The sequence below is a fragment of the Actinomycetota bacterium genome (assembly GCA_036280995.1).
In the GTDB taxonomy this organism is placed as follows: Bacteria; Actinomycetota; CALGFH01; order CALGFH01; family CALGFH01; genus CALGFH01.
Map to the genome: position 1 here is coordinate 1 of DASUPQ010000303.1, position 13,495 is coordinate 13,495.

Sequence of the window (13,495 nt, forward strand, 5' to 3'; positions counted from 1 at the left end):
CGCCGTTCTCGTTGGTCACGTCGCCGTCCACGACGGTCTCGACCGTGACCGGCCCGGACCAGTCCTCGGCGACAAGCTCCAGCGCCTGGCCGAGGACATGGCGGTCGTCGAGGCTGGCGAACCGCAGCGACCGCAGCCGCGTCGTGCGGCCGCCGGCGCGCAGCCGCCACTCCCGCACCAGCACGCCCCGCCGCAGGTCGAGGGTGCGGCGGTGGCCGAGGACCTCGGCCGTCTCCAGGGTCAGCGGCACGCCGCCGGCCACCAGGCGCAGCCTCGACCAGTCCGGCGCCACCACCAGCTCGGTCGTCGGGGCCACGGCCACCGGGCGCTCGGGGGTGGCGGCGGCCTCCGCCGCCGCCAGCGGGGTGGCGTCGAAGACACCGTTGAGGAAGGTGGCCGGGGCCGAGGCGCCGCTGCCCTCCTCGACCGCCGCCCGCGTGCCGAGGTAGCCGTTGACCAGCGCCAGCGCCCCCTCGATCCCCGGCTCCCGCTCGGGCGCCCACCCCTCCACCGCCAGCAGCCAGCGCCCGTCCCCGTCCAGCGCGAACAGGTCCGCCGGGTCGGCCGTCGTCGTGTCGTCAGGTTGTTTCGCCTTGGTTGTCATGAACGAAGCCTAACCTCGGCGGCCCCGGTAGGGTGCTCCTAGGGGGCGCCGCCCACCGGTGGTTCCAGAGGGACGATGATCCACATGGCGATGTAGACCACGATGCCCGCGGCGCCGAGGAGCCCCAGCAGGATGAACAGCACCCGCATGAGGGTCACGTCGACGTTGAAGTACGCGGCCAGGCCACCGCACACCCCGGCCACCTGCTTGTTGGTCCTGCTGCGGTACAGCTTCCGGGTTGGGTCCATGGTGCCGCCTTTCCTGAGACGTCCGGTGTTCAGGACCTAGGCTCGCACCGACTCCGGCAAATTTGCTAACCTCTGCGGTCGGCGCTCTGGCGGCCCTGCCGGACGCCGTCCCCTTCTTGAAAGGACGATCCCAGGTGTACGCCGTCATCCGGACCGGCGGGAAGCAGTACAAGGTGAAGGTCGGTGACCTCATCGACGTCGAGAAGCTCGCCGGCGACGACGGCGCCAGCCTCGAGCTCGAGCCGCTGCTGGTCGTCGACGACGACGGCAACGTGACCTCGGCGGCCGCCGACCTGGCCAAGGCCAAGGTCACGGCCAGCGTGGTCGACCACCATCGGGGCAGGAAGATCCGCGTCTTCACCTACAAGAACAAGACCCGCCAGCGCCGCACCCTCGGCCACCGCCAGTCCCTGACCAGGCTCAAGGTCGAGACGATCGACCTCGGCGCCCGCAAGCGCGCCTCCCGGTCCGGCGGTGGCAAGGCCAAGCAGGAGCAGCAGGACAAGCAGGAACAGGAAGGCTGAGATGGCGCACAAGAAGGGCGCATCCTCCAGCCGCAACGGCCGCGACTCGGCCGCCAAGCGGCTCGGGGTCAAGCGCCACGGCGGCCAGCTGGTGACCGCGGGCACGATCCTGGTCCGCCAGCGCGGCACCCGCATCCACCCCGGCGAGGGCGTCGGCCGCGGCGGCGACGACACCCTGTTCGCCAAGGTCGACGGCACCGTCGTCTACCACATGGTGCGCGGCCGCAAGCTGGCCAGCATCGACCCGGGCGCCTAGCCGCCCGCACCGGGGCCGCCTCCCGGTAACCCGACGATGTTCGTCGACGAGACCACCATCGAGGTGACCGCCGGGCGCGGCGGTGACGGGGTGACCTCGTTCCACCGCGAGAAGTACAAGCCGCGGGGCGGGCCCGACGGCGGCGACGGGGGCCGCGGCGGCGACGTCGTGCTGGTCGCCGACCCGGGCGTCGGCACCCTGGTCGAATACCACTTCCATCCCCACCAGCGCGCCGGCCGCGGCGCCCACGGGCAGGGGAACAACCGCAAGGGCGCCGACGGCGAGAGCCGGACCCTGCCGGTGCCGGTCGGCACCCTGGTCCGCGACGACGGCGGCGAGCTGCTGGCCGACCTCGACCGCCCCGGGGCGCGGTTCCTGGCCGCCAGGGGCGGCCGCGGCGGCCGCGGCAACGCCGCCCTCTCCGGTCCCGGCCGGCGCATCGCCAGCTTCCACGAGAAGGGCGAGCCCGGCCGCCAGCGCCGCCTCACCCTGGAGCTGCGCTCCCTGGCCGACGCCGGCCTGGTCGGCTTCCCCAACGCCGGCAAGTCCAGCATCGTCGCCCGGGCCTCGGCGGCCCGGCCCAAGGTGGCCGACTACCCGTTCACCACCCTGGAACCGGTGCTGGGGGTGGTGCGGGCCGGCGACCACGACTTCGTCCTGGCCGACGTGCCCGGCCTGATCCCCGGGGCCGCCGCCGGCAAGGGCCTCGGGCACCGCTTCCTGCGCCACGTCACCCGCTCGGCCGTGCTCGTCCACGTGCTCGACCTGCACCCGCTGGAGCCGGGCCGCGACCCCGAGGCCGACCTGGCCGCCCTCGAGGCGGAACTGGCCGCCTACGACCCGGAGCTGGCCGACCGCCCGGCCATGGTGGTGGCCAACAAGGTCGACCTGCCCGAGGGCCGGGCCCGGCTCCCCGAGGCCGAGGCGGCGGCCCGGCGGCGCGGCCTGCCGTTCTTCGGCGTGTCGGCCGTCACCGGCGAGGGGATGCGCGAGTTCCTGTACGCCCTCGGCGACGAGGTCGCCCAGGCCAGGGCGGCCAGGCCGGTCGCCGCCGCCGCCCCCCCGGCGGCCATCGCCAGCGACCCCGAGGTCCCGATCGCCGTCACCCGGGAGGGCGCCGGGTTCCGGGTCCTGGGCGACCGCCCCGAACGCTGGGTCGCCATGACCGACCTGGACAACCCCCAGGCCGTCGCCTACCTCCAGCGCCGCCTGCGCCGCGCCGGAGTCGACGACCTCCTGGCCGAGGCCGGCGCCAGCCCCGGCGACGACGTCCTGGTCGGCGACGCCGCCTTCGAGTTCACCCCCGACCCCCTGGCCGGCGCCCGCGGCCGCGACCGCCCCCGCCGCCCGGCCCGCTAGATCTAGCCGACCAGCTCGGTGCGGAGCTCGTGGCTGCCGTCGGGGAGCGGGGCCTCGTACCAGAGCCGGTGGCCGCCGCCCGGCAGGGGCACGACCTCCAGGTAGCGGACGTCGGCGACCGGGCCGTCGCCCTCGGCGACCAGCCGGCCGTCGGGCCCGGACCGCCGGGCCAGGCCGGTGCGCTCGGAGAAGTTCTCCTCCTTGGTCGCGCGGCCGTCGTAGAAGGCGCGGCCGTCACCGAGGACGGCCGTGACCCGCGCTCCACGGGCGTCCCAGGCGCCGGGTCGCGGGGCCAGGGCCGTGCCCCGCCACTCCCAGGCCAGCCCGTCCTCGCTGGTGGCATACGCGGTGGTCATGCGGTCTTCCTCGTCCGGCTCGTCCAGCGGGTGGCAGCAGATCCAGGCGTGCCAGCGGCCGTCGGCGACCCGGACCACCGGGTCCTTGACCCCGACCAGGTCGTCGCCACCGAACACCGTCGTCGCCTCGGCGTCGGCCAGCCCCGCCGGCTCGCCGGCCTCGAGCACGTCGATCCACCAGTGCTTGCTCCCGGGGGTGGCGCAGCAGACGTACAGCCGCCAGCGGCCCTCCGGGGTGCGGACGACCGCGGGCCGCTCCATCGACTCGGCGCCGAACCGTTCCTTGTCGAGGGTGGCCACGGTGGTGAGCCGTTCCCCGTCGGGGGAGCGGGCGACCACCGTCGCCGCCCCCCGCTGGTCGACGACCCGGACCCGGTAGGCGACGACGAACCCGCCGTCCGGGTCGGCGGCCGCGCTCGGCGCCCCCACCCAGCGTCCCTCCCCGGGCCCGGGTGCGGGCACCGCGACCGTCACCCGCCCGGTCCCGGGCAGCGGGAACCCGGCCCCGCCGGCTGCCTGCGTCATGGTTCCTCCCTCTGGAGCTGGACGGTGCGGATCTCCCAGGCTCGCAGGTCGAGCCGGAGGGCGCCGCCGGCCACGGGCAGGTCCGGCCCGGGCCGGCCGAGCAGGTCGGCCTCCCGGGCCGCGGCCAGCCCGCCGCGGACGGTCGCGGTCACCGGGACGGGATGCTGGCAGGCCAGCCGCAGCTCCAGCCAGCCGCCCCGCCGCCGCAGCGACGACAGGACCACGCCGTCGCCGTCGACCTCGAGCCCGGCGGCGCCCAGGCCTCGGGCTGTGATGGATGCCGGGCCGGTCCCGAGGGCGGCCAGGAGGTCGTGGCGGAAGCACTCCATGACGGCGAGGACGCGGTCCTCGTGCCAGGTCCCGGGGTGCGGGTAGACGGCCAGGTCGGCGACCCGCTCGCCCAGGCACTGGGCGCCCGGGGTCGGGGTCTGGGGGCCGGCCGGCTCCTCCCGGTAGCGGTTGTGGTCGCGGCTGATCTGGCCGACCGACCGCAGCAGGGTCAGGGCGAGCTCGGGCGGGTCGGTGCCCAGCTCGTACTCGGTCACGTGGTCCAGCAGGACCGCCACCCCGCCGGCGTCGACGAACCCGCTGGCCGGGAAGGTGGGCAGCGGCACCTCGCCGTGGCCGCCCTCGGCCGAGGTGCCCCGCTCCACCACCGCGAACTGCCCCTCGGCGGACGACCGCCCCGCCACCCTGGCCAGCGGCACGTGCAGCCGCACCCGGTGGTCGCGGCAGGGGTTGCCGACCACCAGCCGCAGCCGCACGAACGGCTCCCCGGCCCGCAGCTCCACGTGCATCGTGGTGTGCACGACGGCCCGCTCGCCGGCCCGCCCGGTCCCGCCGGCGTCGAGCCCGACCGGCCAGCGGTAGGCCCGGCGGACGGCCAGCTCCCCCCGGACCGGTCCGCCGGCCAGGGTCGCCACCTCGACCCGCTCCGGCTCCTCGACCAGCAGGTCGCGCTCGGGCGGGGCGTAGTTGTAGAGGTCGCCGGCGTCGCCGCCGTCGACCAGCCGCCCCACCCCGTCGACGGCGACCTCGGCGGCCCGCAGCTGGATGGTCCCGTCCCCGGCGACCTCCACCGAGAGCAGCCCGTTGGTGAGCCGCCCCGGCCCGGCGACCACCGGCGCGGCGGCCGGGCCGCCAAGGCCGGAGCCGACCGGCGGGTGCAGCGTCCCCCGGCCCGGGCGGGGCGTGACCGCCGTCCAGCCGAGGGCGGGGACGGGCACGGCGGCCAGGAGCCGGCGCCGCGGCGGGGCGAGCACCCGCACCTCCCAATCGGCCTCCGGGGCGGCCGCGGCGGCCGTCTCGACCGCCATCCGCAGCTCGTCCATGTCGAGGTGCGGCGGGTCGGGGTGGTCGTCGACCTCGAACACGAGCCGGTGGGCGCCGCCGCCGGCCTCGACCCGGATCCCGTTGACGACCCGGCCGTACAGCTCGCGGCCGTGGACGCGGCGGAACAGCTCGCCCAGCCGCCTCCCCGCCACCGTCTCGGTGTGGACGAGGGCGGGGGAGCGGCCCACCTCCTGGGTGGCGACGGGCCGCCCGTCGGGCAGCTCGAACGCGACCTCGTCCCAGTCGCCGGGCACGACCAGGTCGAGGTCGACCAGCCCGGCCCGGGCGAACGGCGACGGGTTCAGCACCGCCACCGCCCCGCGGGGCACCCGGCCGGCCACCTCGGCCGCGACCCGCTCGGCCAGCCCCGACCCGAGCTGGGCGGCCTCGCCCAGCCGCACGGCGACGTGGCCGGCCACCGCGTCGGCGCCGCAGCCGGTGATCGAGTCGTGCCCGGAGGACTCGACCAGCCGCCGCCAGCCCAGCTCCAGGAACGGCGCCGGCCAGCCGGTCCCGTGGAGTGCCTGCAGCGGTTCGGCGTAGCGGGCCAGCAGCCGCTCGGCCCGGGCGCAGGCCGCCTTGAGCCCGACCCTGGCCGAGGTCACCCCCATGAGGAGGTTGGCCCGCGCCCCCGACCGCAGCTCCCCCTGCCAGCGCGGCAGCTCCTGTCCGTCGCCGGCCGCCCCGTCGAGGACGTAACCGGCGAGGGTGCCCAGCCGGACGCGGAAGCGGTCCTGGCCGCGGTTGACCTCCTCGACCACGTCGAGGAGGTCGGGCAGGGGAGCGGAGTGGTCGGCGCCGTACATGGCCAGCACCGGGCCGCCGCCGAAGAACGGCGCCAGCCGCTCCAGCAGACGCCCGCCGGCCACGGCCACGTCCGGGAAGGCGAACAGCCCGGCCGCGTTGCCGTACCCGCCGACCAGGTACTCGGTGCGGACGGTCGAGCCGTCGGGGGCGCTCCAGTGGAACGCGTGGCGGTCGACGGCGGCCGGCACCCCGCGCCACACGGCGGCGTGCCCCAACCCGGCCAGCCGCAGCAGCTGCGGGACCTGGGCGGCGTGGCCGAACTCGTCGGGCAGGTAGCCGACGGCCATGACCTGGCCGAGCCGCTCGGCCCTGGCCACCCCGGCCTCCAGGTTGCGGACCAGCGTCTCGCCCGAGACCAGGAACTCGTCCGACAGGATCCGCCAGGGCCCGACGGCCAGCTGCCCGGTCGCCACCAGGGCCTTGACGCGCGGCTCGGCCTCGGGCCGGATCTCCAGGTAGTCCTCGAGCATGGCCGTCTGCCCGTCGAAGGTGAAGCAGAAGCGCCGGTCCGCCTCGGCCCGTTCCAGCACCCCGTCGACCAGGTCGACCAGCCGCAGCCGGAACCGCTGGAACGGCTCGTACCACTCCCGGTCCCAGTGGGTATGCGGCACCAGGTACAGCACGGTCGGTCCCCGGGCGGCGCCGCCCGCCGGCGTCGGTCCCTGGGCGGTCATGCCTGCGCCGCCTCGCCGCCGAGGTCGATCCCGCGGGCGGCGGCGAGGCGCCGCACGATCCGCTGGCAGGTCCGGATGTCGGCCCGCCCCTCCGCGAGCCCGGCGGCCGGCGGCTCGCCCTCGGTGACGAGCCGGTGGAAGGCGAGCAGCTCCTCCCGGAACGCCTCGACGGTCGACCGGTGGGTCCGGACCCGGGCGGCGTCGCCGTCGCGGTCGCTCACGGTCAGCACGGTGGGCGCGTTGAGCAGGTAGGGCGAGGGAAAGGTGAGCGCTATCGACCCTTGCTCGTGGTGCACCCGGACCTCCTCCCGATACTCCGGATACCGCTCCAGGTAGTGCCACCGCAAGCTCAGCCGGACCCCGCCCGGGCAGACGGCCTCGACCGCCACCGACTCCCAGGCCCCGTCCGGCCACGCGTCGACGTGCTCGACCCGCTCCGGGTCCCCGGCCAGTGCCCGGACGACCGCCAGGTCGTGCACCACGCTCCCGAGCAGGACCTCGGTGTAGAGCCGCCCCAGCACCGGCGCCGGGCCGAGGGCCTGGGCCCGCAGCCGTTCCGTCCTGTCCTGGAGGGCATCCAGAGCCGCCGCCGGAACGCCGCCGGGCGGCGGGGCCAGGGCGGCGTGCTCGAGCTGCGACGCACCGGAGGGGTGGAGGACGGTGACCTCGACCGACCGCAGGGCGGGCCTGGAGGTGGCCAGCTCCCGGGCGGCCCGCCGGACGGCCGGGTCGTACAGCTTCATGTAGCCGAGCTGCAGCGGCGCCCCGGTCCGCTCGGACAGGCGGGCCAGCTCGTCCGCCTCGGCGATGGTGTGGGCGAGCGGCTTCTCGCAGAAGACGGGCAGGCCCCGGCCGAGCGCGGCCCCGGCCACCTCCCCGTGGGACCCGGAGCTGAGCACCAGCGCCGCGTCCACCAGCCGGCTGTCCAGCAGCTCCTCGGCCGACCGGCAGGGCGCGGCCGCAGCCAGCCCGTACCGCTCGCCGACCTCCACCGCCAGCCGGTCCGAGAGGTCGCAGACGGCGGCGACCTCGAAGCGGTCCCGAAGGGTGGCCAGCAGCGGCAGGTGCACCGCCTGGGCGACGGTGCCGAGCCCGATCACCCCCAACCGCACCCGGCCGCGTCCAGGGCTCATGGCCGCCACCGCACCCGCACCCGGTGTCCGGCTCCACGGCTCATGGCCGCCAGCCTACCCCGGCCCGGCCGACCCCTCCGGCTGGGTGTGCTCCAGCAGGGGCGCCATGGCGGCCAGGTAGGCGGCCACGGCCGTGTAGTCCTGGTCGGCCAGGCCCCTGCCCTTGGCGCCGGCGAACAGCTCGGCGACCCGCTCGGTCCCGGGCAGGCTGGCCCGGGCCGCCCGGGCCGCGTCGACGGCCAGACGGAGGTCCTTGTGCATCAGCGCCAGCCGGAACCCCGGGTTGCCGTAGTCGCCGCTGCGCAGCTTGTCCCGCTTGGACCGGACCGTCTGGGTGGCCACCGAGGCGCCCTCGAGCACGTCGAGGGCGTCGTCGGGCGACAGTCCCAGCACCCGTCCGAGCGTGTACCCCTCGGCGACTGCCGCCGTCACCCCGCCGAGCACCAGGTTGACCATCAGCTTGGCCGCCTGCCAGGCCCCGACCGGCCCGACATGCCAGGTCCGCTCCGGGTCGCCGAGGATCTCCAGCAGCGGCCGCGCCCGCTCGACCGCCTCGTTGGAGCCGCCGACCATGACGGCCAGGGTGCCCTCGGAGGCCGGGCCGACCGACCCCGCCACCGGCGCGTCGACGAACCCGACCTCCCGTTCCTCCAGCGCCTTGGCCACCTTCCGGGCCGGCGCCGGCCCGGTGGTCGACATGTCGATCAGGAGACATCCCGGCCCGAGCCCTCCGGCCAGCCCGTCCCGGCCGAGCACGACCTCCTCCAGGGCGCCGCCGTCGGCCAGCATGGTGATGGCCACCTCCGCCCTGGACCCGGCCTCGGCGGGCGAGCTCGCCACCTCGGCCCGGTCGGCCAGCGCCTCGGCGTGCGCCCTGGTCCGCGACCAGACGACCAGAGCGTGCCCAGCATCGGAAAGGCGCCCCGCCATGGGGGCGCCCATCCGTCCGAGCCCGAGAAAGGCGACGCGGGTCACGCCTCGTCGGACTTCGCTTCCCGCCGCTCCCGGGCGCCGACACCCTCGGCGACGCGGCCGATGGCCACGCCGGTCTCCTTGTCGAAGAAGTGGAACCCGCCGGTGTCGACGGCCAGGTCGACGGTGCGGCCGACCCTGGCCTGGGTCTTGGGGTTGACCCGGGCGGTCCACAGCCCATGGCCCTCCCCGGCCAGTTCCTCGGCCTCGACCTCGTCCTTGGCCGCCTTGTCGAACCTAGCGATCATGATGTCGTGATGGACCGGGGGGGCGGCCATGTGGAAGATCAGGTTGACTTCGGAGCCGAGCTCCTCGGTGACCGCGACCTCGCCCTTGACCCGAGGCCAGTCCTGGGGGGCGAAGGCCCCATCCTCCATGCTGGAGGGGCGCAGCCCCACGATCAGCTGCCGGTCGAAGTAGCCGTCCAGGCCCTCCCGGGAGCTGACCAGCTGCTCGGGCAGCGGCACCTTGTGCTCGGCGAACAACAGCATCGGCCCTTGGTCGCGGACCAGCTTGGCCTCGGCCAGGTTCATCGCCGGAGAGCCGATGAAGGTGGCCACAAACAGGTTGTCGGGGGCGTCGAACAGCATCTGGGGGGTGTTGACCTGCATCAACTCCCCATCCTTGAGCACCGCGACCCGGGTCCCCAGGGTCATGGCCTCGATCTGGTCGTGGGTCACATAGACGGTCGTCACCCCGAGGCGCTCATGCAGGCTGGACAGCTGGGCCCGCATGCTGACCCGGAGCTTGGCGTCCAAGTTACTCAACGGCTCGTCCATCAGATATGCCTGGGGATTGCGGACGATCGCTCGGCCCATGGCCACCCGCTGACGCTGGCCACCCGACAGCGCCGCCGGCTTGCGCTTCAAGAAGGGTTCCAGGGCGAGCATCTTGGCCGCTTCGGCGACCCGCTTCTTCTGCTCGTCCTTGGGGGTCTTTCTGAGCTGGAGGCCGAAGGCGAGGTTGTCCTCGACCGTCATGTGGGGGTACAGGGCGTAGTTCTGGAAGACCATGGCGATGTCGCGGTCCTTGGGGGGCATGTCATTGACCACCCGGTCCCCGATCCGGATCTCGCCCTCGGTGATGTCCTCCAACCCGGCGACCATTCTGAGGGCGGTGGACTTGCCGCAGCCGGAGGGGCCGACAAAGACCATGAAGTCGCCGTCGGGGATGTCCAGAGTCAGGGCGTTCACCGCCCGGACCCCACCGGTGTAGACCTTGGACACATCCTGCAGTTCGATGCGCGCCATGCGTCGATCTCCCTCCACCCGTGTCGGGCCGGCCTGTCGGCAGAGTCGCTCGGGCCGCCCTGCTGACCTGCGCAGACTTTACCCGACGAAGACAAGCAGAAACGCCATCCGGTGACGTCTCTGCCGACCTTGGCAGTAGCGTAGCCGCCCGCGATGTTCGATACCAGCGGAGGTCAGCAGGCGCGGGAGGTCAGGGCGCTACACTCCGCGCTCATGAGCCGGCGCATCGGGGTCATGGGCGGCACCTTCGACCCCATCCACCACGGCCACCTCGTCGCCGCCGAGGAGGCGCGCTGGCAGTTCGACCTGGACAAGGTGGTCTTCGTGCCCACCGGCCAGCCATGGCAGAAGCCGGTCGGGGTGAGCCCGGCCGAGGACCGCTACCAGATGACCGTGATCGCCACCGCCTCCAACCCGGACTTCACCGTCAGCCGCCTCGAGATCGACCACCCGGGGCCGACCTACACCGTCGACACCCTGCGCCGGCTGCGGGGCCAGCATCCCGAGGACACCCGCCTGTTCTTCATCATCGGGGCCGACGCGGTCCTCCAGATCCTCACCTGGAAGGAACCCGACCAGGTCCTCGCCCAGGCCGAGCTCATCGCCGCCACCCGGCCCGGCTTCGACCTCGACCGCCTCGTCAGCCAGGTGCCGGGCGCGCCCGGCCGGGTCCACCGCATGGAGATCCCCGCCCTGGCCATCTCCTCCAGCGACATCCGCGCCCGGGTCGCCCGCGGCGCCCCCTTCCAGTACCTGGTGCCCGACGGGGTCGCCCGCTACATCCACAAGCACGCCCTCTACCAGCCCCGGGGGAGTGCCTAGACTGCTGGCCGGGTCCGAGCCCGGTGGCAGGGAGGTGACGGTCGGCAGGTGGTTAAGGATGCGCTGACCAGGCTGGCTGGCCAGCTCCGGGGCGAGCTGCTGCTCCCCGGCGACCCCGGCTACGACGACGCCCGCCAGGGCTACAACAGCCTCCACGATCACCGGCCGGCGGTGGTCGTCCGGCCGGCCGGCGGCGACGACGTCGCCCGGGCGCTGGAGTTCGCCACGGGCGCCGGGCTGGAGGTGGCGGTCCGCAGCGGCGGCCACAGCCTGGCCGGCTACGGCGCCACCGCGCGAGGGCTGCTGGTCGACCTGTCGGCGATGCGCGCCGTCCACCTCGACCCGGAGGCGCAGGTCGCCGTAGTCGACGGCGGGACGACGGCCGGCCAGCTCTCCACCGCCGCCGGAGCGCACGGCCTGGCCGTCCCGTTCGGCGACAGCCCGGCCGTCGGCGTGGGCGGCATCACCCTGGGCGGGGGCGTCGGCTGGCTGAGCCGGAAGTTCGGCCTCACGATCGACTCGCTCGAGGGTGTGGAGCTCGTGACCGCCGACGGCCGGCTCGTCGGCGCCGACGACCAGACCCGCGAGGACCTCTTCTGGGCGGTGCGGGGTGGCGGCGGCAACTTCGGCGTCGTCACCCGCTTCCGGTTCCGGCTCCACCCGGTCGGCCGGGTCCTGGGCGGCGCCTTGATCCTGCCGGCGACCCCTGAGGTCGTCCGGGGCGTCCTCGACCTGGCCGACGCCGCCCCCGACGAGCTGACCACGATCTCGCTCGTCACCAGGCTCCCGCCGCTGTCGATGGTGCCACCCGAGGCGCACGGTCGGCTGGCGGTGCTCATGACCCTCGTCTGGTGCGGGGAGCTCCAGGCGGGTGAACGGGTCCTCGACGCCTTCCGCTCGCTGGCCCCGCCGGTCGTGGACCAGCTCCGCCCGATGCCCTACCCGGCCATGTACGAGCTGATTCCCGAGGCGCCCCGGTCGGTCACCAACATCACGTACAGCTTCGTGGCCGACGAGCTCGACGACGAGGCCATCGGGTCGATCATGGAGCGGCTGGAAGAGCCCAACCTGCCGTCGACCGAGGCCCTGGCCGCGGTCGAGCTGCGGGTCCTCGGCGGCGCCATCGCCCGGGTTCCGGTCGACGCCACCGCCTTCGCCCACCGGCGGCGGAACCTGCTCTGCTCCGTCGTCACCGCCGGGTTCCCCGAGGCCGACGCCGAGCGCCACCGCAGCTGGGTACGGTCCCTATCGGGTGCCATCGGACGCCTGGCCAAGGGGGCCTACCTCAACTTCCTCGACGCCGCCGACGAAGCCCGCCTCCACGAGGCGTACCCCGACGGCACCTACCGTCGCCTGGTCGAGGTGAAACGGCGTTACGACCCGGCCAACCTGTTCCACCGCAACCTCAACATCCGGCCCCACCCGGACGGCCCCTGACCCATGTCGCCCGGCGCCAGCGGCTAGGCACCGGCGAGATAAGGAAACCACCACAACGGGCCAATGAGGATTGCCGGGTGCGCACCGGCCTGCGGCTCGGTACCGTAGGGGGGCCAGACCGCACCGACCTCAGGAGCTCGCCCCTGCCGACCAGCCTCGACCTCGCCCTCACCGCCGCATCGGCGGCCTCCTCCAAGCAGGCCCGCGACGTCCTCGTCCTCGACGTCTCCGAGCCGCTGGTCATCTCCGACTACTTCGTCATCTGCTCGGGCAACAGCGACCGCCAGGTCCGTGCCATCGCCGAAGCGGTCGAGCGCGCCTGCCGCGCCGAGGGTGCCCGCCCCCTCCGCCGAGAGGGAGAGCGCGACGCACGCTGGGTCCTCCTCGACTTCGTCGACTTCGTCGTCCACGTCTTCCTGGAGGAGGAGCGGGCCTACTACGACCTCGAACGCCTCTGGCGCGACGCCCCCGTCGTCGCCCGCAGCGACGAGGTCGGCAGCCTGGTCACCGCCTGATTTCACCCGGTTTGCCCAGCCGCCCCCCTCCGGCGCAGACTACCCTGCAGTCTTCCGCAGGGGGGGTGAAGGAGCGACCGTGTTCCGCCGATTCAGCCTGCTCGGCCTCATCTACGTCCTGGTGGGGATCTACATCGCCTTCGCCAACGACTACATCACCATCCGGATCGTCAAGCTGGTCCTCTCCGCCCTCCTCGCCATCTTCCTCTGGCCTCTCGTCCTCCTCGGGGTCGACCTCCGCATCCGCTGACCTTTGCGACCGACCAGGGTCGGTCGCTATAGTCACCCCTTCCGGGGCTGTAGCTCAGCTGGCAGAGCACTTGCATGGCATGCAAGGGGTCAGGGGTTCAAATCCCCTCAGCTCCACCAGGCACAACGCATCTTCTCCCTCCGCTCTGAGCGTCGTTTGCCAGAGATTTGCCAGAAAGCGCGGCCCGTGGCCGCTAGAACGTCCTCCGCGTTGAGCGGTTCGGGTCGGTCTCGAGGGCCTGCTCGGCGACCTCCAGCGCAAGCCTGAGCCGCTGCTCGACCGCCGCGGCGACGCGGGCGGCCATCTCCGGGGTGGTGTGCCGGTAGTGGGCGCCCATGGCACTGCCTCGCTGCTGGCCGGCGCGGCTGGTGGCCTCGTGCCCCATCAGCTCGTCGATGGCCCGCGCCGGGATGCCGGCGTCCTCCAGCCAG

General features: G+C 74.3%; 14 protein-coding genes, 1 tRNA gene and 1 pseudogene. 8 read left to right on the forward strand and 8 right to left on the reverse strand.

The features are described 5' to 3' along the window. A partial coding sequence (locus tag VF468_10245; protein HEX5878689.1) for a hypothetical protein occupies positions 1-604 on the reverse strand: 604 nt, incomplete at its 3' end. 38 nt (positions 605-642) lie between these two features. Then, positions 643-852: a PspC domain-containing protein gene (locus VF468_10250; GenBank protein ID HEX5878690.1), complete on the reverse strand. Its 210-nt coding sequence runs from the start codon at positions 850-852 to the stop codon at positions 643-645. Between the two features lie 134 nt (positions 853-986). Between VF468_10250 and rplU the strand changes: the two are divergent. From rplU to obgE, 3 genes and pseudogenes are all read left to right on the forward strand, one after another. Further along, positions 987-1,280, forward strand: a pseudogene (gene rplU, locus VF468_10255) (50S ribosomal protein L21). A gap of 97 nt (positions 1,281-1,377) precedes the next feature. Continuing rightward, positions 1,378-1,632, forward strand: a complete 255-nt coding sequence (gene rpmA / locus VF468_10260; protein ID HEX5878691.1) for a 50S ribosomal protein L27 — start codon at positions 1,378-1,380, stop codon at positions 1,630-1,632. Between the two features lie 36 nt (positions 1,633-1,668). Further along, entirely contained in the window at positions 1,669-2,991 is a 1,323-nt protein-coding gene (obgE, locus tag VF468_10265; protein ID HEX5878692.1) for a GTPase ObgE, read from the forward strand. A 2-nt stretch (positions 2,992-2,993) separates the two neighbouring features. On the opposite strand, the gene VF468_10270 is transcribed toward obgE, so the two are convergent. From VF468_10270 to ugpC, 5 genes are read right to left on the reverse strand one after another with little or no spacing between them, the layout of a single operon-like run. Then, positions 2,994-3,872: a hypothetical protein gene (locus VF468_10270; protein HEX5878693.1), complete on the reverse strand. Its 879-nt coding sequence runs from the start codon at positions 3,870-3,872 to the stop codon at positions 2,994-2,996. Further along, positions 3,869-6,685, reverse strand: a complete 2,817-nt coding sequence (locus VF468_10275) for an alpha-mannosidase (protein HEX5878694.1) — start codon at positions 6,683-6,685, stop codon at positions 3,869-3,871. Before VF468_10275 ends, VF468_10270 begins: the two co-directional genes overlap by 4 nt. Then, positions 6,682-7,818 carry a Gfo/Idh/MocA family oxidoreductase gene (locus VF468_10280; GenBank protein ID HEX5878695.1) on the reverse strand — a complete coding sequence of 379 codons (1,137 nt, stop codon included), beginning with the start codon at positions 7,816-7,818 and terminating at the stop codon, positions 6,682-6,684. Before VF468_10280 ends, VF468_10275 begins: the two co-directional genes overlap by 4 nt. 54 nt (positions 7,819-7,872) lie before the next feature. After that, positions 7,873-8,793, reverse strand: a complete 921-nt coding sequence (locus tag VF468_10285; GenBank protein ID HEX5878696.1) for an NAD(P)-dependent oxidoreductase — start codon at positions 8,791-8,793, stop codon at positions 7,873-7,875. Continuing rightward, positions 8,790-10,040, reverse strand: a complete 1,251-nt coding sequence (gene ugpC / locus VF468_10290) for a sn-glycerol-3-phosphate ABC transporter ATP-binding protein UgpC (GenBank protein ID HEX5878697.1) — start codon at positions 10,038-10,040, stop codon at positions 8,790-8,792. Before ugpC ends, VF468_10285 begins: the two co-directional genes overlap by 4 nt. Positions 10,041-10,253: 213 nt before the next feature. Here ugpC and nadD point away from each other — a divergent pair, with 213 nt between their 5' ends. The 5 genes from nadD (at position 10,254) to VF468_10315 (ending at position 13,183) form a co-directional block, all read left to right on the forward strand. Continuing rightward, entirely contained in the window at positions 10,254-10,862 is a 609-nt protein-coding gene (nadD, locus tag VF468_10295) for a nicotinate-nucleotide adenylyltransferase (protein HEX5878698.1), read from the forward strand. 48 nt (positions 10,863-10,910) lie between these two features. Beyond that, on the forward strand, positions 10,911-12,299 hold the full coding sequence (locus VF468_10300; protein ID HEX5878699.1) for an FAD-binding oxidoreductase: 1,389 nt from the start codon (positions 10,911-10,913) through the stop codon (positions 12,297-12,299). Between the two features lie 77 nt (positions 12,300-12,376). Then, positions 12,377-12,814 carry a ribosome silencing factor gene (gene rsfS, locus VF468_10305; protein ID HEX5878700.1) on the forward strand — a complete coding sequence of 146 codons (438 nt, stop codon included), beginning with the start codon at positions 12,377-12,379 and terminating at the stop codon, positions 12,812-12,814. Between the two features lie 79 nt (positions 12,815-12,893). Then, complete coding sequence (locus tag VF468_10310) at positions 12,894-13,064, forward strand: hypothetical protein (protein HEX5878701.1); 171 nt, start codon at positions 12,894-12,896, stop codon at positions 13,062-13,064. 43 nt (positions 13,065-13,107) lie between these two features. Further along, positions 13,108-13,183: transfer RNA gene (locus VF468_10315), tRNA-Ala, on the forward strand. A 74-nt stretch (positions 13,184-13,257) separates the two neighbouring features. On the opposite strand, the gene VF468_10320 is transcribed toward VF468_10315, so the two are convergent. Next, a partial coding sequence (locus tag VF468_10320) for a hypothetical protein (protein HEX5878702.1) occupies positions 13,258-13,495 on the reverse strand: 238 nt, incomplete at its 5' end.

What these genes read in the sequence shown, in the direction of transcription:
- VF468_10250 (HEX5878690.1), bottom strand. Translation starts at nt 852, where the DNA reads ATGGACCCAACCCGGAAGCTGTACCGCAGCAGGACCAACAAGCAGGTG.
- rpmA (HEX5878691.1), top strand. Translation starts at nt 1,378, where the DNA reads ATGGCGCACAAGAAGGGCGCATCCTCCAGCCGCAACGGCCGCGACTCG.
- obgE (HEX5878692.1), top strand. Translation starts at nt 1,669, where the DNA reads ATGTTCGTCGACGAGACCACCATCGAGGTGACCGCCGGGCGCGGCGGT.
- VF468_10270 (HEX5878693.1), bottom strand. Translation starts at nt 3,872, where the DNA reads ATGACGCAGGCAGCCGGCGGGGCCGGGTTCCCGCTGCCCGGGACCGGG.
- VF468_10275 (HEX5878694.1), bottom strand. Translation starts at nt 6,685, where the DNA reads ATGACCGCCCAGGGACCGACGCCGGCGGGCGGCGCCGCCCGGGGACCG.
- VF468_10280 (HEX5878695.1), bottom strand. Translation starts at nt 7,818, where the DNA reads ATGAGCCCTGGACGCGGCCGGGTGCGGTTGGGGGTGATCGGGCTCGGC.
- ugpC (HEX5878697.1), bottom strand. Translation starts at nt 10,040, where the DNA reads ATGGCGCGCATCGAACTGCAGGATGTGTCCAAGGTCTACACCGGTGGG.
- nadD (HEX5878698.1), top strand. Translation starts at nt 10,254, where the DNA reads ATGAGCCGGCGCATCGGGGTCATGGGCGGCACCTTCGACCCCATCCAC.